This window comes from Spirulina sp. CCNP1310, from assembly GCF_034932185.1.
Classification (GTDB): Bacteria; Cyanobacteriota; Cyanobacteriia; order Cyanobacteriales; family Spirulinaceae; genus Spirulina.
This window is the reverse complement of sequence record NZ_JAYGHW010000008.1, coordinates 26,875-50,109: the sequence shown is the minus strand read 5'-3', so window position 1 is coordinate 50,109 and position 23,235 is coordinate 26,875. Positions and strand designations below refer to the sequence as shown.

At 51.7% G+C, this 23,235-nt stretch carries 25 protein-coding genes and 2 pseudogenes; 13 read left to right on the top strand and 14 right to left on the bottom strand.

Annotation, left to right across the window (positions count from 1 at the left end; translation table 11 throughout):
- Positions 1–64: 64 nt before the first annotated feature.
- Positions 65–253: a CPXCG motif-containing cysteine-rich protein gene (locus tag VB712_RS04070; protein ID WP_323252389.1), complete on the bottom strand. Its 189-nt coding sequence runs from the start codon at positions 251–253 to the stop codon at positions 65–67.
- A 127-nt stretch (positions 254–380) separates the two neighbouring features.
- Between VB712_RS04070 and VB712_RS04065 the strand changes: the two genes are divergently transcribed.
- Positions 381–767 (top strand): hypothetical protein, encoded by a 387-nt coding sequence (locus VB712_RS04065; RefSeq protein WP_323252388.1) that lies wholly within the window; start codon positions 381–383, stop codon positions 765–767.
- A 20-nt stretch (positions 768–787) separates the two neighbouring features.
- The gene (locus VB712_RS04060; protein WP_323252386.1) at positions 788–1,957 is read left to right on the top strand and encodes a cysteine desulfurase family protein; all 1,170 of its coding nucleotides are present in this window, start codon (positions 788–790) and stop codon (positions 1,955–1,957) included.
- Between the two features lie 220 nt (positions 1,958–2,177).
- On the opposite strand, the gene VB712_RS04055 is transcribed toward VB712_RS04060, so the two are convergent.
- Entirely contained in the window at positions 2,178–3,896 is a 1,719-nt protein-coding gene (locus tag VB712_RS04055) for an Rqc2 family fibronectin-binding protein (protein ID WP_323252384.1), read from the bottom strand.
- A gap of 168 nt (positions 3,897–4,064) precedes the next feature.
- On the opposite strand from VB712_RS04055, the gene remA reads away from it, so the two are divergent.
- From remA to VB712_RS04030, 5 genes and pseudogenes are all read left to right on the top strand, one after another.
- Positions 4,065–4,325 carry an extracellular matrix/biofilm regulator RemA gene (gene remA, locus VB712_RS04050; RefSeq protein WP_323252382.1) on the top strand — a complete coding sequence of 87 codons (261 nt, stop codon included), beginning with the start codon at positions 4,065–4,067 and terminating at the stop codon, positions 4,323–4,325.
- Positions 4,326–4,330: 5 nt separating this feature from the next.
- A complete protein-coding gene (gene gmk, locus VB712_RS04045; protein ID WP_323252380.1) occupies positions 4,331–4,924 on the top strand; it encodes a guanylate kinase in 594 nt (197 codons plus the stop codon).
- A gap of 201 nt (positions 4,925–5,125) precedes the next feature.
- A pseudogene (locus VB712_RS04040) lies at positions 5,126–5,752 on the top strand (DUF3318 domain-containing protein); the annotation flags it as partial.
- Between the two features lie 76 nt (positions 5,753–5,828).
- A complete protein-coding gene (locus VB712_RS04035) occupies positions 5,829–6,773 on the top strand; it encodes an RluA family pseudouridine synthase (protein ID WP_323252378.1) in 945 nt (314 codons plus the stop codon).
- A 96-nt stretch (positions 6,774–6,869) separates the two neighbouring features.
- Positions 6,870–10,691 carry a CHAT domain-containing protein gene (locus tag VB712_RS04030; protein WP_323252376.1) on the top strand — a complete coding sequence of 1,274 codons (3,822 nt, stop codon included), beginning with the start codon at positions 6,870–6,872 and terminating at the stop codon, positions 10,689–10,691.
- A gap of 94 nt (positions 10,692–10,785) precedes the next feature.
- Here the strand turns inward: VB712_RS04030 and larE are convergent, their stop codons facing one another.
- From larE to VB712_RS03990, 8 genes and pseudogenes are all read right to left on the bottom strand, one after another.
- Entirely contained in the window at positions 10,786–11,625 is an 840-nt protein-coding gene (gene larE, locus VB712_RS04025) for an ATP-dependent sacrificial sulfur transferase LarE (protein WP_323252374.1), read from the bottom strand.
- A gap of 261 nt (positions 11,626–11,886) precedes the next feature.
- Positions 11,887–12,747 (bottom strand): polyamine aminopropyltransferase, encoded by an 861-nt coding sequence (gene speE / locus VB712_RS04020; protein ID WP_323252372.1) that lies wholly within the window; start codon positions 12,745–12,747, stop codon positions 11,887–11,889.
- A gap of 48 nt (positions 12,748–12,795) precedes the next feature.
- A complete protein-coding gene (gene folP / locus VB712_RS04015) occupies positions 12,796–13,668 on the bottom strand; it encodes a dihydropteroate synthase (RefSeq protein WP_323252370.1) in 873 nt (290 codons plus the stop codon).
- Between the two features lie 183 nt (positions 13,669–13,851).
- Positions 13,852–14,577 carry a triose-phosphate isomerase gene (tpiA, locus tag VB712_RS04010; RefSeq protein ID WP_323252368.1) on the bottom strand — a complete coding sequence of 242 codons (726 nt, stop codon included), beginning with the start codon at positions 14,575–14,577 and terminating at the stop codon, positions 13,852–13,854.
- Positions 14,578–14,833: 256 nt separating this feature from the next.
- Positions 14,834–16,495, bottom strand: a complete 1,662-nt coding sequence (gene mutL / locus VB712_RS04005) for a DNA mismatch repair endonuclease MutL (protein ID WP_323252367.1) — start codon at positions 16,493–16,495, stop codon at positions 14,834–14,836.
- Positions 16,495–17,208: a peptidase gene (locus VB712_RS04000; protein WP_323252365.1), complete on the bottom strand. Its 714-nt coding sequence runs from the start codon at positions 17,206–17,208 to the stop codon at positions 16,495–16,497. The genes mutL and VB712_RS04000 overlap by 1 nt, the downstream gene beginning before the upstream one ends.
- 121 nt (positions 17,209–17,329) lie before the next feature.
- Positions 17,330–17,554: pseudogene (secG, locus tag VB712_RS03995) on the bottom strand (preprotein translocase subunit SecG); the annotation flags it as partial.
- An 89-nt stretch (positions 17,555–17,643) separates the two neighbouring features.
- Positions 17,644–17,994 carry an arsenate reductase family protein gene (locus tag VB712_RS03990; RefSeq protein WP_323252362.1) on the bottom strand — a complete coding sequence of 117 codons (351 nt, stop codon included), beginning with the start codon at positions 17,992–17,994 and terminating at the stop codon, positions 17,644–17,646.
- Between the two features lie 459 nt (positions 17,995–18,453).
- Between VB712_RS03990 and VB712_RS03985 the strand changes: the two genes are divergently transcribed.
- The 6 genes from VB712_RS03985 (at position 18,454) to VB712_RS03960 (ending at position 21,557) form a co-directional block, all read left to right on the top strand.
- Complete coding sequence (locus VB712_RS03985; protein WP_323252360.1) at positions 18,454–18,969, top strand: hypothetical protein; 516 nt, start codon at positions 18,454–18,456, stop codon at positions 18,967–18,969.
- Positions 18,970–19,098: 129 nt separating this feature from the next.
- The gene (locus VB712_RS03980) at positions 19,099–20,298 is read left to right on the top strand and encodes a GTPase (protein ID WP_323252358.1); all 1,200 of its coding nucleotides are present in this window, start codon (positions 19,099–19,101) and stop codon (positions 20,296–20,298) included.
- Between the two features lie 67 nt (positions 20,299–20,365).
- A complete protein-coding gene (locus tag VB712_RS03975) occupies positions 20,366–20,548 on the top strand; it encodes a hypothetical protein (protein WP_323252356.1) in 183 nt (60 codons plus the stop codon).
- 67 nt (positions 20,549–20,615) lie between these two features.
- A complete protein-coding gene (locus VB712_RS03970; RefSeq protein WP_323252354.1) occupies positions 20,616–20,966 on the top strand; it encodes a DUF433 domain-containing protein in 351 nt (116 codons plus the stop codon).
- Positions 20,967–20,969: 3 nt separating this feature from the next.
- Positions 20,970–21,308 carry a DUF5615 family PIN-like protein gene (locus VB712_RS03965; protein ID WP_323252352.1) on the top strand — a complete coding sequence of 113 codons (339 nt, stop codon included), beginning with the start codon at positions 20,970–20,972 and terminating at the stop codon, positions 21,306–21,308.
- Between the two features lie 39 nt (positions 21,309–21,347).
- Positions 21,348–21,557: a hypothetical protein gene (locus VB712_RS03960; protein ID WP_323252350.1), complete on the top strand. Its 210-nt coding sequence runs from the start codon at positions 21,348–21,350 to the stop codon at positions 21,555–21,557.
- Positions 21,558–21,691: 134 nt separating this feature from the next.
- Here VB712_RS03960 and VB712_RS03955 read toward each other — a convergent pair whose 3' ends face one another.
- The 4 genes from VB712_RS03955 to VB712_RS03940 all read right to left on the bottom strand — a co-directional run bounded on the left by VB712_RS03955 (position 21,692) and on the right by VB712_RS03940 (position 23,208).
- A complete protein-coding gene (locus tag VB712_RS03955) occupies positions 21,692–22,000 on the bottom strand; it encodes a DUF2973 domain-containing protein (RefSeq protein WP_323252348.1) in 309 nt (102 codons plus the stop codon).
- Between the two features lie 53 nt (positions 22,001–22,053).
- Positions 22,054–22,365, bottom strand: a complete 312-nt coding sequence (locus VB712_RS03950; RefSeq protein WP_323252346.1) for a DUF2605 domain-containing protein — start codon at positions 22,363–22,365, stop codon at positions 22,054–22,056.
- A gap of 114 nt (positions 22,366–22,479) precedes the next feature.
- Positions 22,480–22,782, bottom strand: coding sequence for a Dabb family protein (locus VB712_RS03945; protein WP_323252344.1), 303 nt, complete (start codon positions 22,780–22,782; stop codon positions 22,480–22,482).
- A gap of 192 nt (positions 22,783–22,974) precedes the next feature.
- Complete coding sequence (locus tag VB712_RS03940) at positions 22,975–23,208, bottom strand: NfeD family protein (protein ID WP_323252342.1); 234 nt, start codon at positions 23,206–23,208, stop codon at positions 22,975–22,977.
- Between the last annotated feature and the right edge of the window lie 27 nt (positions 23,209–23,235).

Sequence of the window (23,235 nt, the reverse complement as noted above, 5' to 3'; positions counted from 1 at the left end):
CCGGAGGCACAAAAATTTTTCGCCCTCCCCTGTTTAGGCCTTCCTCGCGCTCGGTTTTTCGCCCCTACTCTAGAAAATCGGTGGTGATTTCTACAGCTAGGGTTTCTTCGTCTATGGCGACGTAGAGGGTGTTGGGGCGGCAACAAACTTGGCAATCCTCAATATAGGACTGGGTGAGGCCTTGGCTCAAGTCTACCCAGGTAGAATTGACTTCGCCGCAACAGGCGCAATAATATTCCGCAACGTTTTCCACAGGTCTTTTTAAGAGCAAAATTGAGGCCCTACTGGTGATCTGGCCAGAAAATCAGTCAGAATAGGATCATGATCCCCGATGTAATCTACCACACCATCGGGATTTCCTCCCTCCACTGGACAGAGCAATGGCGAAGGCGAAACGACGAAAACTTTTTCCCTGTGGTCATCGTGGCCAAGGTCAAGTCTGCCATCGTTGCGCCCAAGAGGCGGAGGCTCGGAATGAACGACAATCGGAAAAAGCCCATTGGCTCGCAACCTTTAGAGAAGATGTCATCGATTTGACCCATCTGCCGAAAAATGTGGTGCTCAAGGCCCGCCAAATTATCAATGGCCTCCAAGAGCAGCAGGATTATCGCCGCTACAAGGGCAAGCGACTCCGCCACAATCGGTTTGTGATTAGCATTCCGGTGACGCGCCATTATCGGCTCCTCTGTCGGGATCACGGCAGTCTGGTGGTTCCGGAAGCGGTGATTTCCCATGAAGACTACAATGTTTGTAAACCCGGCGGCTAGTTGTAAGGCAAGGAAGCATCATGCAGATTTATCTGGATTACAGTGCCACCACTCCCCCGGATCCGGCGGTGGTGGCAACGATGCAACGCCAAGCTTTAACGGGCTGGGGCAATCCTTCCAGTCTGCACCATTGGGGGGAACGGGGGGCTTTGGCGGTGGAAATGGCCCGTTGGCAAGTGGCGCAACTGATCCAAGCTCCTAGCCCGGAAACAATTGTGTTCACTTCGGGGGGAACGGAGGCTAATAACCTGGCGATTTTTGGCGTGGCCCATGGCTACGATCGCCCCCAGCATTTAATTATTTCCGCCGTTGAGCATGATGCGATCGCCGCCCCCGCTCGGCAATTAGAAGCAAGGGGTTGGCAACTAACGGTGTTGCCGGTGGATCCAACGGGGTGGGTAAATCCTTTCGATTTAGTTGCGGCGTTGCGGCCCAATACGGTTTTAGTGTCGATGATTTATGGTCAAAGTGAGGTGGGGACAATCCAGGCGATCGCCGATCTAGCCCAAATTACCCACCGCCATGGGGCCTTGTTTCACACCGACGCGGTGCAGGTGGTGGGGCGGTTGCCGGTGGATGTGCAGGGGTTGGGGGTGGATTTGCTCTCGCTATCGGGCCATAAGTTCTATGGCCCCCAAGGTTCCGGGGCGCTCTATGTGCGGCCGGGGGTGGCATTGGTTCCCCTGTTAGCGGGGGGGGGTCAGGAGGGAAAATTGCGATCGGGAACCCAGGCGGTTCCGACCTTGGCGGGGTTAGGGGTGGCGGCGGCTTTGGCGGCGGAAAGGCTGGCGGCGGAATCGAAGCGGTTAGGGGAATTGCGCGATCGCCTGCTCTCCCAATTACGCCACAATCCCCACCTCCTCCCCACGGGCAACTTTAACCACCGCCTCCCCCATCACCTCAGTTTTGTTTTAAAGGATGTTCCCCCCACGCTGACGGGGCGGGAATTGGTGCGGCAAATGAATTTAGCAGGGATTGCCATCAGTGCCGGTTCTGCTTGCCACAGTGGCCAGGCGGCCCCCAGTCCGGTTTTAACGGCGATGGGTTATGGGGCCAGGCAGGCGCAAACGGGAATCCGCTTTTCCTTAGGGCGGGAGACGATGGCGGCGGATGTGGATTGGGTGGCAATGGTGTTGGAGCAGGTGTTGGGGCGGGCGATCGCCTCCCATTTGGCCCCTGTCGCGGGTTGAAACAAAGTTGAAACAAAACAGCCTACAGGCGGGCTGTAGGCTAAATAAACTCTTCGTCTGTCGTTTTGTCGAGAAAATCCAAGCAGGTCGCGTCGGGGGCGGTGCTTGTAATATTTCTTTACGAGATCAGTGTAGCAGGATTGACAAACCTTTCCAAAATTAATTTGAATTAATTTGTCTGTAGGGGCGAAAAATTTTTCGCCCCCTAAACTTTTCGCCCCTACGCAAGGAAGGCGGCGGCCTGGTGCGATCGCCCCCATAACACCTGCTCCCGTTTATAAATGGCTACGCCGGGTTTCGCCCCCTTGGGTTTATAAACAAATTTTGGCTGAGTGTAAACGACAGGAACTTGATCACTATGACGACCCCGGCTGTAGTAGGCTGCTAAATTGGCCGCAAATTGCAAATCTTCCCCATCGGCAACGGCTCCCGGCGGCAATCGCAACAGCACATGACTCCCGGCAATTTCCTGGGCATGGAACCAGAGATCATATTCCCCAGCGGTGCGAAAGGTGAGGTGATCATTTTGACGATTATTGCGCCCCACCCACACCTCAAACCCAGAGGGGGAAGGGTAGCGGCGGGGTTGGGAGGGATTCGGGACAACAGGGCGATCTTTCCCCGCATTCAAATAGCCCGCTTCGATTAACTCACTGCGAATTTCCGCCAGGGAGATGAGATCATCGGGGCCGAGATAGCGATCGCCCGCTAAACTCGTCTCAATATTTTCCAAATAGGCAATTTCCCCCTCCACAGCTTCCAATAAGGGAACCACGGCAATTTGCGCCCGCTTTAGTTTTTGGTGTTGTTTGTAGAAGGCTTGGGCATTTTGCAAGCCGGTTTTTTCGGGATTGAGGCGGATATTAACGGATTTGCCGGTATCCAAATCGGGGACGCTGATTTTTTTCGCCCCCGGTTGCCAGCGGTGGAGATGGGTCATGAGCAGATCGGCGCGATCGCGATACACCTGAGCATCGGCGGATTGGGTGAGGCGATCGCGGAATGTCGTCGCTTTGTGCCGCAATTTTTCTAAGCGGGTTTTGACCGTTTGGCTCAATTGGTGGTGGAGTTGTTGAAAAGCCTGCTGCTCTCCCTGTTGGCTGTAGTATTCATCGAGCAAAACCTGCAACGCCATCACCTCGCCCCCTGCACCGGGTAAAACGCGATAACCTTGGGGTAAGCGGGTGGGGGTGAAGTTGCCCGTATTGAGGATCTCGATCCATTGCTGCCATTGCTGCCAGAGGTGATCCCATTGGCTCGGCGTGAGGCTGTGGGTGGATTGTTGGGGATCGAGGCCGGCCATGGTGGCTAAATGACGGCTCACCATCGGACTGAGGCCACGATAGGTTTTCAGGAGTTGCTTATGGAGGGGGCCGGGGATGAGGCTGACCCGCTCCTGCCAACGGCTTTGCGGTTCCTCTTTTTGGGGGATCGCTCCGAGCAGGGGCGGTGGCGGTTCGTAGGTTTGGCCGGTTTGGACGGTGCGGAGGCGGGATTGTTGGGCGTTGACCTGATGGGCGGTGGTGATAATTTGCTGATCCCGATCCGTTAACACCACATTGCTGTATTTCCCCATGATTTCCCCATAGAGATGCCACAGGGCCGGCTCCCCTGGCCGGCGGGAAAATTGCAAATCCACCACCCGCTCCCAAGGTTGGAGGGGGGCGATCGCCACCAGGGCTAAACCATTAAGTTGATGGCGCAATTGATCACTGAGGGTGAAGGTATCCGGATGACGGGGGGGAGGGCTACCGATACAGAGCCGCGCCCGCTCTGGATGCCAGCAGAGGGTTAACCAACCTCGGCCTTGGAGCGTGCGCAGGGCGAAACAAAGGGTGTGGCGATCGCGCTGATAAACCTGCTCCAGCTTTGCCGGAACCCAATCCCTGTTTAATTCGTGGCAAACCGCCACCAGCGTTGTATAGTCAAAAGCTTGCATCGTTCAATCTGCTCAACTGTTGGCGGGTTTTCAGTGATCCGGAATCTGTAGGGGCGTTGGCGTAAGCCTGCCGGAGGCACAAAAATCTTTCGCCCTCCCCACTAAATTCCGTACTAGGATAGAGATCATCCTTTACCCCTGGCCCTATCCTCGATTTTCCCCCTGTCTATGGATAGCCCTTTGATTAATATTGGCTTTGGCAATATTGTCGCCAGTCAGCGGATTATCGCCATTGTCAGCCCCGAATCGGCACCCATTAAGCGTATCATTACAGAAGCCCGCGATCGCGGCCAACTCATTGATGCCACCTATGGCCGCCGTACCCGTGCGGTGATCATCACCGATTCTAACCATATTGTGCTATCGGCCATCCACCCGGAAACTGTAGCCCAACGCTTCCTCCACCCTAAAGATTCCCCCGCCCCGTAGCCCCAATGAATTGCACTGAAACCCTCGCCCCCCAATCCCCCACCCTCACCCCCTTAGGTCGATTAGTGGTGTTAACGGGGCCCAGCGGTGTGGGCAAGGGAACCCTCGTTAAAGCCTTACTCGCCAAACATCCCCCATTGCACCTATCGGTTTCCGCCACCACCCGCGCCCCCCGCCCTGGGGAAACCCACGGCAAAGAATATTATTTTTTAGACCGGCCCGAATTTGAAACGCTGATCGCCACGGATCAACTGTTGGAATGGGCGGAATATGCGGGTAATTTTTACGGCACGCCCCGCCAAGCCGTGGAAGCGGAAATTGCCCAAGGGAAAACGGTGATTTTGGAAATTGAACTGGTGGGGGCGCGGGCAATTCGGGAGACATTCCCCGCTGCACTGCGGGTGTTTATTTTGCCCCCCTCGTTGGATGAGTTGGAACGACGACTGCGCGATCGCGGCACGGATGCCGATCCCGCCATTCGCCGCCGCCTAGACCATGCCCAGGCGGAAATTGCCGCCCGCGATGAATTCGATGTGCAGATCATCAATGATGATTTTGATCGCGCCCTCGAACAGATGGAGCGGGTAATTATCGGTTAGGAAGCATCCCTCACCCTAAATCCCTCTCCCAACATGGGCAAGGGACTTTGAATCTGGCTCCCCTTCTCCCTTTTTGGGAGAAGGGGCGGGGGGATGAGGGCAGACTAGGATATATTCATCGGTTAACCGCCATCCTTTTCTCCCCAGAGAAACGATAGTATGGGAAAATAACCCAACCTTAAAGATCTGCCTAAAACCGCTATGACCTCCTATGCCGCCGCTTCTGCCCGCGCCGAAATGAGTGAGCTTCGGCGTTTAAAAACCCTCCTCCCCCCAGAATTACAAAGTTGGGTGATGGTGGAAGCCTCTACTGAAGTGAATCCCCCCTTGATCCGCTGCGAAGAATTGGGCCGGGATGAAATCGAAATTCAAATTGATCTGTCCAAATGGGATAACCTCGCCATTGATCAGCGCAATCTCTTGTTTTGGCATGAGGTGGGCCGGATTCAGAACGACACGATCCCCAAAGAAGGCTGGGAAATGGCGGCTCTGGCCATTGGTTTGGGGGGAGCCGTGGGGGAATTATGGGTACAGGATGGCCTGTTATTGGTGTTAGCTTTGGCGCTTTGTGGCGTGTCGGGGTTTCGGCTCTGGCAGAAAAATAATGGGGATAAACGGTTAGGGGAAGCCCTAGAAGCGGATCAACGGGCGATCGCCCTCGCCACCCGTTTCGGTTACAGTATGCCTAACGCCTATAAAAGTCTCGGCAGTGCCTTAAAAACCCTGATCGAGCAAACCCCCAACCGTCGCCAACGCAAAAAATTTGAAACCCGTCTCCAAGCCCTCCGCCGCAGTGCCAATAAGGCCAAGGCCAAAATGGAAAGCAGCCCCACTGATGCCCCCCGACCCATCCTCTAACCCCTCAGATCCCTCTGGCTACGCCGGCCCCCTTAAGGGGGCTGGAATGCAGAACCCCCCCCTTTTTAAGGGGGGGCAGGGGGGGATCACCCTCACTGTTTCCGAACCAGCCCCCCGCCTCGATCGCTGGCTAGCTGCGCAAATTCCCGACCTTTCCCGCTCCCGGCTCCAAAAACTGATCGAGCAGGGGCAAGTGCAACGCAACGGCTCCCCCTGCACGGAGAAAAAAACAGGTCTGCAACCGGGGGACTCCCTCACCCTGACGATCCCTCCCCTCACCGGCCCCAACCTTGAGCCGGAAGCCATCCCCCTTGATATCCTCTACGAAGATCCTTCTTTAATCATCATTAATAAAGCCGCCGGGATGGTGGTACATCCTGCCCCTGGCCATAGTCAGGGGACGCTCGTTCATGCCCTCTTGCACCATTGCCAAGATTTAGCAGGGATTGGGGGGGAAGAGCGGCCGGGCATCGTTCACCGTTTGGATAAAGACACCAGCGGCGTGATGGTGGTGGCGAAAACGGAGCAGGCGTTACACCATCTGCAAGCTCAAATTAAAGCCAAAACTGCCCAACGCATCTATCACGGCATTGTCTACGGTGCGCCCCGTGATCAGCAGGGAACGGTGGATGCGCCCATTGGCCATCATCCGGCGGGGTTGAAGAAGATGGCGATCTGTGAGAACGGGCGGGAAGCTGTGACCCATTGGCAGGTTTTAGAGCGATTGGGAAACTATACGCTGCTGGAATTTCACCTCACCACGGGGCGCACCCATCAAATCCGTGTCCATTTGGCCCACATTGGCTATGCTTTGGTGGGTGATCCCCTCTATGGGCCGGGGCGATCGCTCGGAGTCAACCTCACCGGCCAAGCCCTCCATGCCTATTGTTTGCGGTTGGATCATCCCCTAACGGGGGAAAGATTGGAGGCGATCGCCCCCTACCCCCCGGAATTCCTACGATTACAGCGGGTGTTATCGCGGCGAGCCTGATGGTAACTTTAATAAGATTCTCAACGATTGCGATCTCAGCGAAAAATCGTGTTAGACCAGAGGCAAAATCTGTTATTGTCTACCCCCTTTTGACTGATGTTGCGTTCTTGTTTTACCCTCACTCTGTTGGCTTGGGGAGGTCTTACGCTTCCCGCCCTTGCCCAATCCATCACCACTGCTAACGATGGAACCGGCACAATGATTCAATATCAAGGGCAAACCTACCAAATTCAAGGGGGAACCCAGGCCGGGGCGAATTTGTTCCACAGTTTTCAGCAATTTGGCCTAAATGCGGGGGAAATTGCGCAGTTTTTAACCCAGCCGGGCATTGCCAACGTTTTAGGGCGGGTGACGGGGGGCGATGCCTCGGTGATTAATGGGTTGATTCAAGTTACGGGCAGTGCGGCGGATTTGTACCTGATCAATCCAGCGGGGATCCTGTTTGGGCCGGGGGCGCGGTTGGATGTGCCGGGGTCGTTTACCGCCACGACGGGCGATCGCATCAGCTTTCCCGGCGGTTGGTTTAATGCCACAGGAGCGAACGATTACGCCCAATTAAGCGGCTCTCCCTTGTTAATCTCCTTTCTCGATCAAGGGGGGTTAATTCTCAATCAAGGGGATTTAGCTGTTAATCCCGGTGAAAGTATCAGCTTAATCGGCGGGCAGGTGATCAACACAGGTAGCTTCACGGCTCCAGGGGGAACGGTGGTGATTACCGCTGTCGAGGGAAGTCAGCGGGTGCGGCTATCGCAACCCGGCCATTTATTGAGCTTGGAATTAGAACCGGAGCAAATCCCGGTGAATAGTCCCCTCAAGATCCAGGATCTTCCTGAACTGCTCACGGGCAAAGGCATCGATCCCAATTTTACCGTCACGCCCACGGGGGAATTGCAACTATCCGGCTCCGATTTACAGATCCCAACCCAAGGAGGAACGACCGTAATTACGGGCCAAATCGAGACCAGTGGGGACGAAACGGGGGGAAATATTGGCATTTTTGGCAGTCAGATCGCGTTAGTGGATGCTGAGATTACCGCCAATGGCCAAGGTGGCGGCACAATTTTAATCGGTGGCGAGCAGCAGGGTAAGGGGTCGGTTCCCAATGCTACCCATTTATTTGTGGATCAGCAGAGCAAAATTGCAGCGGATGGTGTGGGAAATGGTGATGGCGGTCGGGTGATTTTGTTTGCCAGTGATACGGCGCGAATTTTCGGCAACCTCAGCGCTAGGGGTGGGAATTTCGGGGGCGATGGCGGCTTTATTGAAACCAGCGGATTACACAATTTACAGATTGAAGGGAGTCCCGATGTTGCTGCCCCCCAAGGTCAAGCCGGAACCTGGCTCATTGACCCCAATAACATTGAAATTGGCACGAGTCCGAGCAATAACATGACGGGGACAAATCCCTTCACCTCTAACAATGATGGGGCATTTTTAAGTATTGGTGATCTCACAACTGCCTTAAATACCGGTGCATCGGTGCGAGTGGTGACAGGCAATAGTGGAACCAATAGCCAAGTAGGAAATATTACCTTATCTGATTCTTTAACATATGCTGGCACGAGTCCAGGCTTCCTCAGTTTAGAAGCTCATAATTCCATTTTTATTAATAACAGCATTGCATCGGGGCCATCGTCTTTAAACCTATCCTTGATTGGGGATTCTGATAATAATGGTGAGGGTCGGGTGGTAATCAATCAGGCGATTAACACCAATGGTGGATCGATTGCAATTACCGGAAAAACTTTAGGGAGTGAAGCAGGCGTATTGTTACAAGATAATGGTTCTCTTGACTCTAGGGGTGGTGACATGAGTATTACGGGTTCAAGTGTCAATGGTAGCGGCATTCTCATTCAATCTAATCTGAATTCACAAGGGGGAAATATTACCCTCAATGGAGTTAGTCGTAATCCCAACTTTAGGACAAGATTGGATGAGTCGGGAGAACTCATTTTTATCGTTGATGATGCTGGTGTAGATATTAATTTTGGATTGATCAATTCCTCAGGGGGAAATATTCGTATTGTTGGGAATGGAGTGGGGGGAGCAGGAATTGCCATCATAGGCAATACTATTTCTTCCTTTGGTGGAACTATTGATCTGATTGGTGATAGTCAAGGAATTGGTGGCGTGATCAGTTTGAATAGTCCCTTATTTTCGGGTGGGGGAAATATTAATATCAGTCATCAAGGCGGAGAAACTGCTAATAATTATGGCATTTTTTTGGGTGGGTCAATTGATAGTAGCACTGTGAGTCTGGGTAATGGTGGAGCCATTGCCCTTTCTGCTCCCAACAATATTGCCGTATCTAGCCTGAACTCCCAAAGTGAGACCGGACGGGGGGGAAATATCACTGTTACCAGCCAACGATTCTTTCAAGCTATCGGCTCTTTTACAGCCCGCAATGGCGTTTTAGCCAGTATTTCTGCGGCTGGGGCGCTGGGAGGCGGTGATATTACGATCACCCATGGTGGGAATGGGACTGTCCCTTTTATTGTGGGAGATGCCAATATCAATCAGCGCGATCGCAATGGTACAGCCGCCGCAATTACGAATGGAGATTTTACAATTAACGTCGGTGAAAGTTTTAATCGCAGCCATACCTTAGGAAATATTCGTATTATTACGGGAGATAACTTCAGTTGCCCGCCCTATTGTCAAGAAATAACCTCTTCCTTGGATGTGGCGGAAGAAAGTAATTTTATCGGTGAAAATTTTGCCCAAGGAATTTTACAACGCATTGCGAAGGCCACAGGGGTGAAACCGGCGATTCTCTATGCGGGTTTTGTGCCGGCGGGGGTGGTGGCTGCCCCGACCGTGGAGCGATTGGAGGCAAATTTAAGCCAAGGCGTGCAGCAATTTGATCCCCTCCAAGCCACCGCCACAGATGTTGCTTTCTCCTTAGAACCCCAAGGGAGCGATCGCCTCCAACTACTATTGATCACCGCCAATGGCTCCCCCATTGTCGAAACCCTAGCGATTACCCGGGGGGAGATAGAGGCTTTGGTGGGACGATTCCGGCGGGCGGTAAGTAATCTGCGGAGTCAGGCCTATTTCACTCCCGCCCAAGAACTGTATCAACAGTTGATTGCTCCCTTTGAGGCGGTGCTGACGGAGCGGGAAATTGATAATCTCGTGTTGATTGGCGATGAGGGATTGCGATCGCTCCCCCTCGCCGCCCTCCATGATGGCAACGGCTTCCTCATCGAACGGTTTAGCCTGGGGCAAATGCCCAGTCTTTCCCTAACGAATTTCAACTACCAACCGATCACCGCGAATACGCCTGTTTTGGCCATGGGGGCATCAGAATTCACCGCCCGCAACCTCAGCCCGCTCCCCGCTGTTCCTAACGAATTGGCGAAAATTACCCAGCAACGGCGGGGAGAAATTTACCTCAACGAGCAATTTACCTGGCGCAATCTCAAGGCCCAAAGCCAGGAGCGCCAATTTCAAATTCTCCACCTTGCCACCCATGCTTTTTTTGACCCGAATCGTACCGAAACCGCCTATATCCAACTTTGGGGAGAGGAGGCGATCGCCCTGAGTAGCCTGCGGGAATTGCGGCTCTATACCGAGCCACCGCTAGAACTGTTGATCCTCAGTGCCTGTACAACCGCTGTGGGGAACCAAGAGGCCGAATTAGGTTTTGCAGGGGCAGCGGTGCAGGCAGGGGTGAAGTCAGTTTTGGCGAGTTTATGGCAAGTTTCCGATGCAGGGACAGCGGTGCTGATGAATGAGTTGTACTACCAATTGGCACAGCCGGAAGTAACGATCAAAGCGGAAGCTGTGCGTCGCGCTCAACTGGCCTTACTCAATCAGGAGTATCCCGGCGGCATGACCGTGGATGTCGTCCCTAGCGAAGATTTTTCCCATCCCTTCTATTGGAGCGCCTTTAGTTTAGTCGGCAGTCCTTGGTAATATGGAATCCGCTGAATCAGAAAAAAATTAATCATTAAAAATCAATCCATGTAGGGGCAAAAAATCTTTTGCCCTCCCCACACCGATCAATGAATTAACGAGAAGCCCCCACGGGTAAGGGGGAAGAGGATTGGGTTTGATTCAAAACGCGGTTTAACTTGCCACTGTGGTAGCCTTCGAGATCGAGGGTAACGTAGAGAAAACCGAGGTTTTCAAAGGCTGTTACTAAAGCTGGTAAATCCGTCTGAGCCACAAAATCCTTAATCTGCTCTGGCGGTAATTCAATGCGGGCCGTATCCCCCACTGAACGGACGCGGATATTTTGCCATCCCAAGCGGCGTAGATGCACCTCTGCCCGGCCCACCCGCTGCAATTTCGCCACGGTGATTTCTTCCCCGTAGGGAAAGCGGGAACTGAGACAGGGTTGGGCGGGTTTATCCCACCAGGGCAGGCCTAACTCGCGGCTCAGTTGGCGGACTTGGGCTTTGGTGATCCCTAATTCCGCCAGGGGCGATCGCGCCCCCCGTTCCTTAGCGGCCTGAATCCCAGGGCGATAATCCTGCAAATCATCCCCATTCACCCCATCGACAACGTAGGGATAGCCCCGCTCTAGGGCCAGGGGTTTGAGGGTGTCGTGGAGTTCGCTTTTGCAGAAGTAGCAGCGGTTGACGGGATTGCTACTGTAGTTGGGGTTGTTTAATTCATGGGTGATGACGCATTCGTGGTGAATGCCAATCGTTGCCGCTTGCACCTTGGCATCTTCCAAATCCTCTGGCAACAGAGAGGGGGAAACGGCGGTAATGGCCAGGGCGCGATCGCCCAGCACATCATAGGCCACCTTTGCCACAAGGGTGCTATCAATCCCCCCAGAATAGGCAATGAGGGCCTGACCCATCTCGGCAAAGAGCGATCGCAACTGTTCTAACTGACCCATATCCTGCTTCCTTTGATTCCCAACCTCTACTGTAGCGAATCCCCCCTTTTTAAAGGAGCGTACTCTTGAACCCCCTTTTTAAAGGAGCGTACTCTTGAACCCCCCTTATTAAGGGAGCGTACTTTTGAACCCCCCCTTTTTAAGGGGGGGCAGGGGGGGATCCCGCCCCGCCGCAGTTTGTATGATCCCCCCGGCTGCGCCGACCCCCTTCATAAGGGGGTTTTCTTGAACCCCCCCTTTTTAAGGGGGGGCAGGGGGGGATCACCCCTGCAATGCCGCCAGCCGTCGCGCTAAAAACGAAGGCAACGCAAAGGCCGCTTGATGAATAGCCGCATTGTAATATTCAAACTCCAACCCCGAAGCCGTCACCCTTTCTGGATCAAAATCAGCGATGGGATCGAGGGATTTAGCTGCAAAGGTGAACGACCATAGCCCTCCTGGATACCCCAAGTTTGAATAATTATAGAGCCGTACAATGGGGAAACATTCCTGCAAGACCATCAGCAATTTATTTTGCATTTCGGCAAAGTAAAAGGGGGATTCTCCTTGGGAAACCACAATGCCATCATTGTTTAAGACGCGGTTAACATTGCGATAAAAATCAACCCCAAATAACGGCGTTGCTGGCCCGATGGGATCGGTGGAATCCACTAACACCACATCAAAGGTTTCTGGGGTTTGTGCCACATATTCCACGCCATCGGCAATCTGTAAATCCAGGCGGGGATCATCGAGCATTTTGGCCGTTTGGGGAATATGTTCCCGGCAGGCATCCACGACCATTTGATCAATTTCCACCATCACACAACGCTCTACACCAGGATGGCGTAAAACTTCCCGTGCTGTGCCGCCATCGCCACCGCCAATAATTAATACCCGTTTCGGTTGGGGATGGACAAATAACGGCACATGGACGAGCATATCGTGGTAGATAAATTCATCGGCCTCAGTGAGCATGACATAGCCATCATTGAGGAGAATTTTGCCATATTTTTCTGTATCAAAAACCTCTACCCGTTGGAAGGGACTTTGAGCCGCAAACAGTTGTTTTGTGGCGCGGTAGTGAAGTTCCAGAAAATCGTGTTTTTCAATTGCCCAAAGCGAAGATTGTAGCTCAGTCATAATCATGATTCCCCACGGGAAAAAAAGAGCGCGAGGTCAATACCATTATTACGGAGTTTGTGGCGTTGATCGCAGGATTTGATCGGCAACGCGGCACACCTCCACCATTGGCCCCACATCATGGACACGTAAAATATCGCAACGGGTGGCGATCGCCCCCCCTGCTGCCCCCGCTGTCCCCCAAATCCGCAATTGGGGATCGGGTTGGTTGAGGATCTGGCCGATGAAGCTTTTCCGGGAGGGGCCGATCAGCAGGGGGCAACGGAGGGAGTCGAATTCCCGGAGGCGGTGCAGGAGTTCAATATTTTGGGGGGCGGTTTTGGCGAAACCAATGCCGGGGTCAAGGATGAGGTGCGATCGCTCCACCCCTGCCTGTACAGCTAAATCGATCTGGGTTTGAAAAAAAGTGGTGATTTCGCCGATTAAATCTTGATAATCCGTCAGGGTTTGCATCGTGGCCGGTGTGCCTCGAATGTGCATCAGCACATAGGGAACGCCGAGGCGGGCGACGGTGGGGAACATTTCCGGATCAAATGTGCCGCCGGAAATATCGTTAATTAAATTCGCCCCCGCTGCTACCGCTGCCTCAGCAACAGCGGCGCGGGTGGTGTCGATGGAGATGGGGGTGGAATATTGGGCGCGGATCTGCTCGATGATCGGGATCGTGCGATCTAGTTCCTCTGTAAGGCTGATTTCCACCGCACCGGGCCGCGTCGATTGCCCCCCCACATCGATAATATCCACGCCAGCGGCCACCATCTGCGCCACTTGGGCCATGGCTTGATCAGGGGCGTTGAATTGACCCCCATCGCTAAAGCTGTCGGGGGTGACATTGAGAATGCCCATGATATAGGTGCGATCGCCCCAAGCAAAAAGGCGATCGCCCATCATCAACGGCGTTAATCCACGTGTATCAGTCATGATGAATCGTGAATAAATAGTATCCTCTCGTGCCATGGCTCTGCCGTGGCACGGGCCTTGGGCGGCTCTGCCGCCGGTTAAACAAGGGAGGCAGAGCCTCCGAGGGGCGTTACTTGGCAGAGCCAAGTAACGAGGAAAATTTAACCCCCTTTTTAAGGGGGTCGGCGTAGCCGGGGGGATCTTTTATTCGTAGTTAACAATCCGGGCAAAATCCCCCGCTTCCAAACTTGCGCCCCCCACTAACGCCCCGTCAATTTCGGGCTGGGCCATAATTTCATCCACATTACTCGGCTTCACCGAACCGCCATACTGAATTGGCACATCGGGATTGTCCAACTGAGCACGAATCAACCCAATCACCCGATTGGCCTCCGTCGCTTCGCAGGTGTCCCCCGTGCCGATCGCCCAAATCGGCTCATAGGCAATCACCAAATTGCTTTGATCCACCCCCACCAAATCTGCCTTCAGTTGAGCGAGGATCACCGCTTCCGTTTCCCCGGCATCCCGTTGGGCCTTCGTTTCCCCCACACAGAGGATCGGCGTAATCGCATACTGCTGCGCCGCCTTGAGACGCAAATTCACCGTCTCATCGGTTTCGCCAAAATACTGTCGCCGCTCACTGTGGCCGACGATCACATAACTCACCCCAATTTCTTTCAGCATCACACCGGAAACTTCGCCGGTATAGGCCCCCACTTCTTCCCAATGGATATTTTGCGCCCCTAACCGCACCCGGCTCCCGTGGAGATTTTGGGACATGGGATCAAGGGCCGTAAAGGGTGAGCAGAGAATAATCCCCCGTGCCGGATCGGTGTTTTCTACGTGGGGTAAAAAGCTCTGGAGAAACGCTTTCGCTTCTGCCTGAGTTTTATACATTTTCCAGTTTCCCGCGATCAAAATTTTGCGCACAGCTTAACAGGTAGGGTTGGATTGACAATCTTTTTAGTCTACGGCCTGAGGGGATCTTCTCGCTAGGGAATTTGTTAATCATGAAGCGGAAAGCGGATCGAGAGAAGTGGTGTAGGGGCGAAAAATTTAGTGGTGTAGGGGCGAAAAATTTTTCGCCCCTCCGCAGATTCTAAAAATAGTCCTGGGGTATGCTCACAGTCCGTGGCTTTTGCCCTCACCCTAAATCCCTCTCCCAGGAAGGGCGAGGGACTTTGAATTAGAGTCCATGGCTTTTGCCAATCACCCAATGGCGGCGGAAAAAGCGGGCGAGATTAGCCTCTTCTAGGGGCAGATAAATGGGGCGGCCATGGGGGCAGGTGCGGGGGTTGCGGGTTTGTTGCCATTGATCTACGAGGGTTTGCATTTCTGGCAATGTCAAGGGGATGCCGTTGCGGATCGCGCTGCGGCAGGCGGTGGCCACCTGGGCGGTTTCTAAATCTCCCCCCCGGCTCAATTCCAGCAAGGCATCAGTGCGATTCGCGATAGCGCACCCATCGCCCCCTGCCAAAAGCGCAGGAATCTGGCGCACGGCCCACAGATTTTCCCCAAAGGCATCAACGGTAATCCCTAACCGTTGCAATTGAGCAATGGCGCGATCGCCCAATCCCGGCAACAAAATCGGGGGATCCAACTCCACCAATTCCCAAGCCTGTTGCAACTGCTCAAACAACACCCGCTCATGGGCAATATGTTGCTCAATCAACCACAGGCCATGGTCATGCTCCGCGACAATATAGGTTTGATTGACCTGAGCCACGACGCGCAAATTGAGCGGCCCCAAGGGTTGGGCCGTTAAGGGATTAATCCGGCGATCTAACGTATAGGCTCCTTGGGTTTCCGCTGTTTTGAGTAACGTTCCTAACCGTTGATCCTGACCCTGGGTTTGCAATTCCAGGGGGCTAAGGCGGAGGGCTTGATCGACCCCTTGGGCAACGCGATCGCGCCATTGATCCAAATGGTGTAAATAAACCTCGCTTTTGGCGGGGTGACGGTTCCAGTCGATTTGTTCGGGGGGGAGGTGGAGGTGAAGGAAAGCGAGGGGATAGCGATCGCGGGGGAGGGTGCGGCTCAAACTAGCCAGTAGGGTTTGCTCTAGGGCGGGCGATCGCACCACCCGGCCATTGATGGCCACCTTGAGCCAATCGGGGCGGCGACGATGGCAACGATCGGGCAACCCCAACAGCAACTCAATTTCTTCATCCTCTGCCCAATAGGCCAGATCCGGCTCCTGCACGCGCCGCAACAGTTGCGGCACAATCCCCTGCACCGTTGCCCTCGGCAACACCGTCAACCAAGATTTTTCTTCCACCGCAACGCTCCAATGAATGCGGGGATGGCAGAGGGCTAAATGGTGGATCAGGGTTTGAATTTCCTTCAACTGTTGGGCCACCGACGGCAACCCCTGCCGCCGTACTGGAATATTGCCAAACAGATCGCCAACGGTGATCACCGTACCAGGGGCCAGGGCCACAGGTTCCAAGTTTTGCACTTCCCCTTTGTGGCTATAGCTGGCCTGCCAGCCGCCCCCCAACCCCTGGCAACGACTGCGGATCGTTAAATTTGCCAATTGGGCAATACTATGGAGCGCCTCGCCCCGAAAGCCCAAACTGGTAATTTTCCACAGATCCGCTGTCGTGTGGATTTTGCTCGTCGTGTGGGGTTGGGCGCAATGGCGGAGATTATCGGGATTCATGCCCTGGCCATCGTCCGCCACCTCCACCCGCCAAGCCGTGGGGGAAAGGGCGATCGCCACCCGTTGCCCTCCCGCATCGAGGGCATTTTCTGCCAATTCCCGCACCACCGCCGCCAAAGAATCGATCACTTCACCAGCGGCAATGATCTGAATAACATCGGGGGGGAGGGGTTGAATCGTAGCCATTACTGGCGGGGGGTGAGAGGCCAACCGAGGCGGGTGGGCTGTTGGTAAACCCGTTTTAATGTGTTGAGATCCCGTTGGGAAATGGGGGGGGGATTGCTCACTTGGGTTTCATAGAGAACATCTTCGCGGTTGGGGCTATGGCCCCAGATCCCCAAAGCATGGCCGAACTCATGGCGGGCCGTGCCAGCGGTTTGCCGTTGGCCTTGATGGGGGCTGATATAGACGGTGAAGCGATGGGCGAGGCGGGGGGGATCAGTGGGGGTGAGATAGACCTGATAACGGGCTTGGCCATGTTGGGCGGCGGGAATGTTGAGGCGGCCAGCTTGGCGATCAATGGTGATTTGGCGGGGGGGGCGCGATCGCACCACAACAATATCGGCATTTTCCAGATCCGCTGTTTCCACAAGGGGAATATATCGCCGCCAATCCTCTAAACCTTGACGCACCGCCACTAACCAAGCCTGAGCCTGATCGGGGTTTTCCCCAGCGAGATCAAAGCCAACGGTAATCGGAAAATCTGACCACACCAACGCCCCCAAGGGGGTTGATTCGAGGGCCGCAAAATAGTCCTCTCCTTCCGCTGTCGTGAAGGACTGAAACAAGGAAGGGAGGGGATGGGGATGCAAGGGGGGTAAGTTGGCCCCGATGACGGGGCCAGGGATGAGCCAAAGGAGAAGGGCGATCGCCCCTCCCCATAACCATTGCCCCCGCATCAGCCTATTCCGCCGGAATCGATTCCGGTGTACCGGGCAAATCCGTGGGGATTGATTGCCCACCGGGAACTGTTTGCTCAATCAAAGGGGCAGAGGGAGCGGCTTCAATGTTCGGGGTTCCGAGCCAACCCGCTGCCAGGATCACACTCAAGCTCATAAAAATCACACTCAGGAGCCAAGTGATCCGGTTAAGGGTGGTTTCGGCGGTTTTCGCACTGGTAAAGAGTTGAGCCTGGCCGCCAATGCCGCCGATGCCATCGCCTTTGGGACTATGGAGAATGACGAGAATGATCAAGAATAAAGCCGATGCTGCCCAAACGGTTTGGACAATCGATGTAACATCCATAATGAGCTTGAGTCAATAAATTTGGGATTACCGATCTTTTAGCTTAACCCAAGATGAGGGGTGGGGAGTAGGAAGTGGGAAGTGGGAAGTTAGGTGAGGAGGGCGAGGAGGTCGCTTTCGGATTTGCGGAAGCCGGTGAGGACGGCGTTACCGTCTTTGATGAAGATGGGCCGTTTGAGGAGCATGGCATCGGACGCAAAGGCGGCGATCCATTGTGCATCGCTCCAATCCTGTCGTTCGGGGCCGAGGGCGCGGTAGGACTGGCCGGAGGTGTTACGGAGGGGTTTGTTCCCCAATTGACCCACCCAAGTGGTGATTAATTCGGCGTTGGGGGGGTCGGTTTTGACGTTGATAAATGTGTGGGGGATGTTGTGATCATTGAGCCAGGCGATCGCTTTTTTGCAAGTGCCGCAGTGGGGAATACCGTAGAGGGTGAGCATGGTTGAGCCAGGTTGAGGGGTGGGGGCGATGGGAGTGAATGATGCGATGAATGTTAGAAGCGATTCCTCCGGCTGTGCCTTGAGTGTGTGATTGAATTACGATTAGAATTATCTTTCTAAAGAGATAGCAGGTTAAGAGTCAAGTCAATATCTTACCGGTTTTCTGAGTCTGAAGGGAAAAATCTGATGTTACGAAATTTCAAAGCTTTCGGAAATCAAAGTTTCCTTGATCTGTAGCAAAGTATACATCTTCAAGCATCAATCAACAAAAACTCATCCTACTTTGTTTAACTTAATACTTTGTTTACATTTATACAACCTTGCATTTGTAACAAATCAATAACATCTGAACTCCAAAAAAATTGCTTATGTTATCGTGAGATTGAAATATCAATAAAGTTAATTCAAAAATGTTTTGAATTAACTTGTGTATCCTATTGTTGTATCATGGGAGGAACAATGAAAAAAGTTGTCTTGGGTATCAGCGTTGCATTGTGTACATTTTTTGCTCAAAGTTCCAATGCTGAAATGTACAATCTTGGCCCTGCTTCAACAGGTCAGCCTATCATCTTAGATGGTAGTTCAGTTTCAATGAATGGCCGAAATAGTGCCTCAGCATGGGTTGGATTTACCTACTATTTAGGTCGAACTCGTTTTGCTGCGGATGCTCACTGTGGCAAAGGAGAATGGTATTCTGGCGGGTCAACACATAAACCTCAATCACAAGCCACTCGCAATATGTTAAGTATTGTTTGTTCGGCACGGTGGCGTGATCAAGATGCTGAAGATACAGGATATATGTTGGTTTTTGACCCACCTTCTAATGTGCGTAATCAGCCCAATGGAAATGTGATTTTTACAGTTACAGAAATGATAGTCATTCCTGTCTATCCAGAATCTCAAAATGGTTGGTTTTCCACTTACAGTTTTGGTGGTGGATGGATTCATGAATCACAATTACGCCCGTTTTATTAATTAAAAGCAGTGATTTTCAAAGGGCTTTTCTATTCATCAAGACAAGCCCTTTTGTCAGTATTTTTGATCAGCATACGCATTCTAGGGTATGTCAATTTGTCTCTTGTCCCATCAAGATAAAACTGAGCCATGTCAACATCAGAGCAATCACCGAAAAGTTCAGAGCAATCACTACAAAGTCTGGAATCTATCGTTAAAGATATATCCAAGTTTATTGAGAAATTACCGGATTTTATACCACAAAAGGCGGAAATTTGTGAAAGCTTAAACAATCTTCGTAGTGCAATTCAATCATACCGCCCACCTCGAATTATGGTTATCGGTATAACCAATTCTGGCAAGTCTTCCTTGATTAATGCAATTTGCAATTTGTATGTAACAAAGGTTAGTGCAGTAAGACCTCAACCCGTTGCAGCTGAGTGGAAAGATTATTATCACAACGGAGTCAGTTTATTTCAGATTCTTGATACAGAAGGTTTTCAAGCAATGGAAGCCTTCCAAGGAGAAAATACAATGAATCAATCATTTCAGAGTATTTTGAATGCAGTTAAGAAGAATTATCCTGATGTTATTCTCTTCGTGCATCCGGCTCATTCTGTTAATGCTGGAATTCGTGCAAATGTAGAAAATGCTGAACGTATTGTGAAGCATATATTCAACTGTCATCATTTAAAAGTTCCCGTTTTAGGTGTTTTAACGCAAGCTGATAGAATAAATCCTACACAAGGACTTCATGATCCCGATTCACGCAAAAGAAAAAATATTAAAGAAGCAAGAGATGATTTGTACGGACATTTACAGCAAAATCAAATTTTAAAACCAGTGGATGTGATTCCAGTATGCAGCTATGTAGAGTTTGAAGATATTAAAAACGGATTTCCTATACCAGATACAGATGAGAGATGGAATATCGATCAATTGATTGAAGCAATGATTCATTGTACTGGACAAGAAGCTAAGATGGGAATTGCCAGAATTTCCAATCTGAAAGAGTTCCGTTTGAATGCAGCAAATCAGATTGTAAACTGTTGTGCAGCCATTGCAGCAATAGCATCTAGTAACCCTATTCCCGGAATATCGGCTCCAATGGTTGGAAGTTTACAAGCTTTTATGGTGGGCTATATTGCTTGGCTTGGTGGATATGATTTTTCAGAGAAAACCATTGAAAACTTTCTAGGTGTTGGTGCTTTGGGTATTGCTGGTATTACTGACGTTGGCCTCAAACTTATTCCAGGTGTAGGGATTGTTTTGTCTGCAACAGCAAATGCAGCTACAACCCATGGATTAGGAAAGGTAGCAATAGGATACTTTCTAAAGAATAATATCTAGAATTATCGCGATCGCACCTTTTTCCAATCATCCAATCTCTCAATCATTAATATCTCAGAAGTAAGGTGTGGAGGCTGAAAAATTAAAACTCAGTGAGGCGTTATCCAAAAAATTGCTAGATACCAAACTGACTCATGTTCTCCAAGCCTTCAAAATTGATGAAATCTCCTTAGCAGAAATTACCCCAGAAGTTGAAGCCGTAAGGACAGAAATTCATGACCAGCAAATCGCCCATTTTTGTGCATTCTAATCCAGCTACAGAAAAAAGCTTCTCGAAAGTTGGCCCCAATCATATCAACCCTTACCCCATCCTCAATATGACATTTATCACTGACACTCCGGTAACTTGGCAATACCTAGATATTGATGCTCAAAATCAGGCAACAATTACCCATAGTCGCGTTTCAGTTTCCCAACTGATTCAAGAAAAACACGCCCACGGCTGGAGTCCAGAAGAACTGCACTTTCAACACCCAGAAATTTCCCTGGCTGCTATTTATTCTGCCCTCAGTTATTACTACACCTATCAACCCCAGATTGATGCTCAAATTGCTCAAGAACAAGAAACAATCCAGAACCTGCAAGCTGATTTAATTACAATGGGAGTCGGTCATCATACTGCCGACTTCAAACAAACGCTTCGGCAAAAACGGCAACAGCAAGGATAAGAAATGGCAATCTCCTACTATTTCGATGCTCCAGTTCATCGAGCCATTAAAATTGGCTTACAACTGAGAGGTATTGAGGTTTTGACCGCTCAACAAGACAATAACAGTAGTGCTATTGATGAAATCATTTTGAGTCGTTCTGTGCAACTCAAACGTCCTCTTGTAACCACGGATCATGATTTTCTAGTGTTAGCTAAAAATTGCGTCAATCAAGGTGAAGCGTTTACAGGAATTTTCTTTTTAAGTCCTAAAGTGTCGATTGGTTATGTAATAGAAGAATTAGAGTTTTATGCCAAGATTGGCGAATTAGAAGACTTCGCCAATCAAGTGATTTTTGTTTGATCTTGAAGTTCCGAAACTTTATCCATGAGAGTAAAAACAATGAACTTTGTGGTTTGCATCAAAAATACAGACTATGCCACTTCCCTAGAAGTTCGCAAAATCTATCAAGTCTTACCCGACGCAAAAGCCAATCACCATCAAATGATTCGCATTATCGATGAAACAGGCGAAGATTATCTCTATCCTAACGCCTATTTTATGCCCATTGAACTCCCTGCCCCACTCCAACAAGCTTTAGCAATGTCTTAGGCTGTGTGCAATCAAAAAATGAGTTTTTGAGCTAGGTTATCTGAAGCGATCGCAAAAGTGAGATGCACCTCACTTAAAAACCCCATCTCTAGGGGAGATGGGGCATCGATAGGTAGAACCTCAATAGTTAATGCTTAATCTTCGTCCGACTGTTCCGCTTTACCACCGGGAGAAGCATTATAAAGAGCATCTAACTTTTCACGGGCATCATCCACATTGATCGATCGCACCACCAATAACGGTTCATTAATCGGTTGCCCCTGATCATCCAAGAGTTCCGGGTGGGGAACCCGCACCGGGCGACGGTTTGGAGTGGGCCGGCCTTGGGGGTTCCGGGAACGACGTTGAGAGTCCGTGTTGAGCGTGATTAAACTGCGAATTAAAGTGCTAACCGCAAAAAAAGCAATAATCGTAAAGGCCAAAATATAAAGTAATTGGGGCATGAGCTGCGTCCTCTAGGCGAACAGGTGGGTGGGTTGCAAACCGGAAAAAGGAGTTAAGGAGACTGGGAAACGCGCCATTGGTGGCCAATTCGCCAGCATTCTGTAACCAGTTGATGCCAGGGGGCGAGGGTGCTGGGGGCAATGCCAACGCCCGTCACGGCTAAGAGGGCTTTCACGCTGCGGACTTCTGCTTCTGCTTCGTGAATGCGTTGGAGCAAGCGGGCTTGTTCCGAGGCAGTCAGGTTAGACAGATGATGGGTTTCCAACAGGAGACGCGATCGCCCAAACCAATACAAGAAATCATCAAGGAGGGGATCGAGAATGGCTTGGATCAGTCGAGAGTCGGAGGAGTCAGGCGGAGCCATAATTTAATGATAGCGAGTTTACCCACAGATGCTGTGGGCAAGGTTTCCTTCATTGTAACCGAATGTCAAGATTTCTCAGGTTTTTGTGACGAAATCAGCCCCACCCCCGCAAACTCAAGGCTCTGGAAACTCATAATCCATCGCCAGCACATCCGCGACGATGGGTTTAATCTGGTTAACGACGATCGCCTGATGGACAGGATGGGGCTGATAGGCCTCAAGGCCGGCGCGATCGCTAAACCGCACCACGAGGCCATGGCTATAGCCTTGGGAGCGGCCCGAAAAATCCGTCCCACAGGACAGGGAAACAATACCGGGGATCTGTCCCTCCATGGCCTGAAGGGCAGCCATGACAGCGGCGATCGCCTCAGGACTCGCCCCCTCCTGCCATCGAAACAAGACAATATGCTCAATCATCACAATCTGGAATCAACAGTTTTTCCAGGATCCCCAAAAATGCCAAAATTGCCCAAAACCTTTAGGAAAAAATAACAAACCCTGTTGGGAGGGAAAGGAGAGGGAAAGGAGAGAGAAAAAAGAAGAGAGGAAAGAGGGGTTTCACTCTTCCTCACTCCTCACTCCTCACTCCTCACTCCTCACTCCTCACTCCTACGCTGCCGTCACCAACAGCGTTAATTCCTCCCGCCCCACCACCTGCACCGGCATCCCCGGAGCAAACACTTGGCCATCTAAACAGCGGGCAAACCAATAGGTTCCCTGGAACTTGACCCGGCCCCGCTGGGTAGGGGCGATCGCCCGCTCGACAATGGCCGTCCCCTGCCAAACATAAAGATGGCGGTAAACGTGGGATTGAGCTTGAAAGGGTTTTAAAATGTTAAACATGGCTTGGCAATTGTTCTGTAGGGGCAG

What these genes read in the sequence shown, in the direction of transcription:
- VB712_RS04065 (WP_323252388.1), top strand. Translation starts at nt 381, where the DNA reads ATGGCGAAGGCGAAACGACGAAAACTTTTTCCCTGTGGTCATCGTGGC.
- mutL (WP_323252367.1), bottom strand. Translation starts at nt 16,495, where the DNA reads ATGGCTACGATTCAACCCCTCCCCCCCGATGTTATTCAGATCATTGCC.
- VB712_RS04035 (WP_323252378.1), top strand. Translation starts at nt 5,829, where the DNA reads ATGCAGAACCCCCCCCTTTTTAAGGGGGGGCAGGGGGGGATCACCCTC.
- remA (WP_323252382.1), top strand. Translation starts at nt 4,065, where the DNA reads ATGGATAGCCCTTTGATTAATATTGGCTTTGGCAATATTGTCGCCAGT.
- VB712_RS04000 (WP_323252365.1), bottom strand. Translation starts at nt 17,208, where the DNA reads ATGCGGGGGCAATGGTTATGGGGAGGGGCGATCGCCCTTCTCCTTTGG.
- VB712_RS03985 (WP_323252360.1), top strand. Translation starts at nt 18,454, where the DNA reads ATGAAAAAAGTTGTCTTGGGTATCAGCGTTGCATTGTGTACATTTTTT.
- VB712_RS03980 (WP_323252358.1), top strand. Translation starts at nt 19,099, where the DNA reads ATGTCAACATCAGAGCAATCACCGAAAAGTTCAGAGCAATCACTACAA.
- VB712_RS03970 (WP_323252354.1), top strand. Translation starts at nt 20,616, where the DNA reads ATGACATTTATCACTGACACTCCGGTAACTTGGCAATACCTAGATATT.
- VB712_RS03950 (WP_323252346.1), bottom strand. Translation starts at nt 22,365, where the DNA reads ATGGCTCCGCCTGACTCCTCCGACTCTCGACTGATCCAAGCCATTCTC.
- speE (WP_323252372.1), bottom strand. Translation starts at nt 12,747, where the DNA reads ATGACTGAGCTACAATCTTCGCTTTGGGCAATTGAAAAACACGATTTT.
- VB712_RS03940 (WP_323252342.1), bottom strand. Translation starts at nt 23,208, where the DNA reads ATGTTTAACATTTTAAAACCCTTTCAAGCTCAATCCCACGTTTACCGC.
- VB712_RS04030 (WP_323252376.1), top strand. Translation starts at nt 6,870, where the DNA reads ATGTTGCGTTCTTGTTTTACCCTCACTCTGTTGGCTTGGGGAGGTCTT.
- gmk (WP_323252380.1), top strand. Translation starts at nt 4,331, where the DNA reads ATGAATTGCACTGAAACCCTCGCCCCCCAATCCCCCACCCTCACCCCC.
- VB712_RS03960 (WP_323252350.1), top strand. Translation starts at nt 21,348, where the DNA reads ATGAACTTTGTGGTTTGCATCAAAAATACAGACTATGCCACTTCCCTA.
- larE (WP_323252374.1), bottom strand. Translation starts at nt 11,625, where the DNA reads ATGGGTCAGTTAGAACAGTTGCGATCGCTCTTTGCCGAGATGGGTCAG.
- VB712_RS03965 (WP_323252352.1), top strand. Translation starts at nt 20,970, where the DNA reads ATGGCAATCTCCTACTATTTCGATGCTCCAGTTCATCGAGCCATTAAA.
- folP (WP_323252370.1), bottom strand. Translation starts at nt 13,668, where the DNA reads ATGACTGATACACGTGGATTAACGCCGTTGATGATGGGCGATCGCCTT.
- VB712_RS04055 (WP_323252384.1), bottom strand. Translation starts at nt 3,896, where the DNA reads ATGCAAGCTTTTGACTATACAACGCTGGTGGCGGTTTGCCACGAATTA.
- VB712_RS04060 (WP_323252386.1), top strand. Translation starts at nt 788, where the DNA reads ATGCAGATTTATCTGGATTACAGTGCCACCACTCCCCCGGATCCGGCG.
- VB712_RS03990 (WP_323252362.1), bottom strand. Translation starts at nt 17,994, where the DNA reads ATGCTCACCCTCTACGGTATTCCCCACTGCGGCACTTGCAAAAAAGCG.
- VB712_RS03955 (WP_323252348.1), bottom strand. Translation starts at nt 22,000, where the DNA reads ATGCCCCAATTACTTTATATTTTGGCCTTTACGATTATTGCTTTTTTT.
- VB712_RS03945 (WP_323252344.1), bottom strand. Translation starts at nt 22,782, where the DNA reads ATGATTGAGCATATTGTCTTGTTTCGATGGCAGGAGGGGGCGAGTCCT.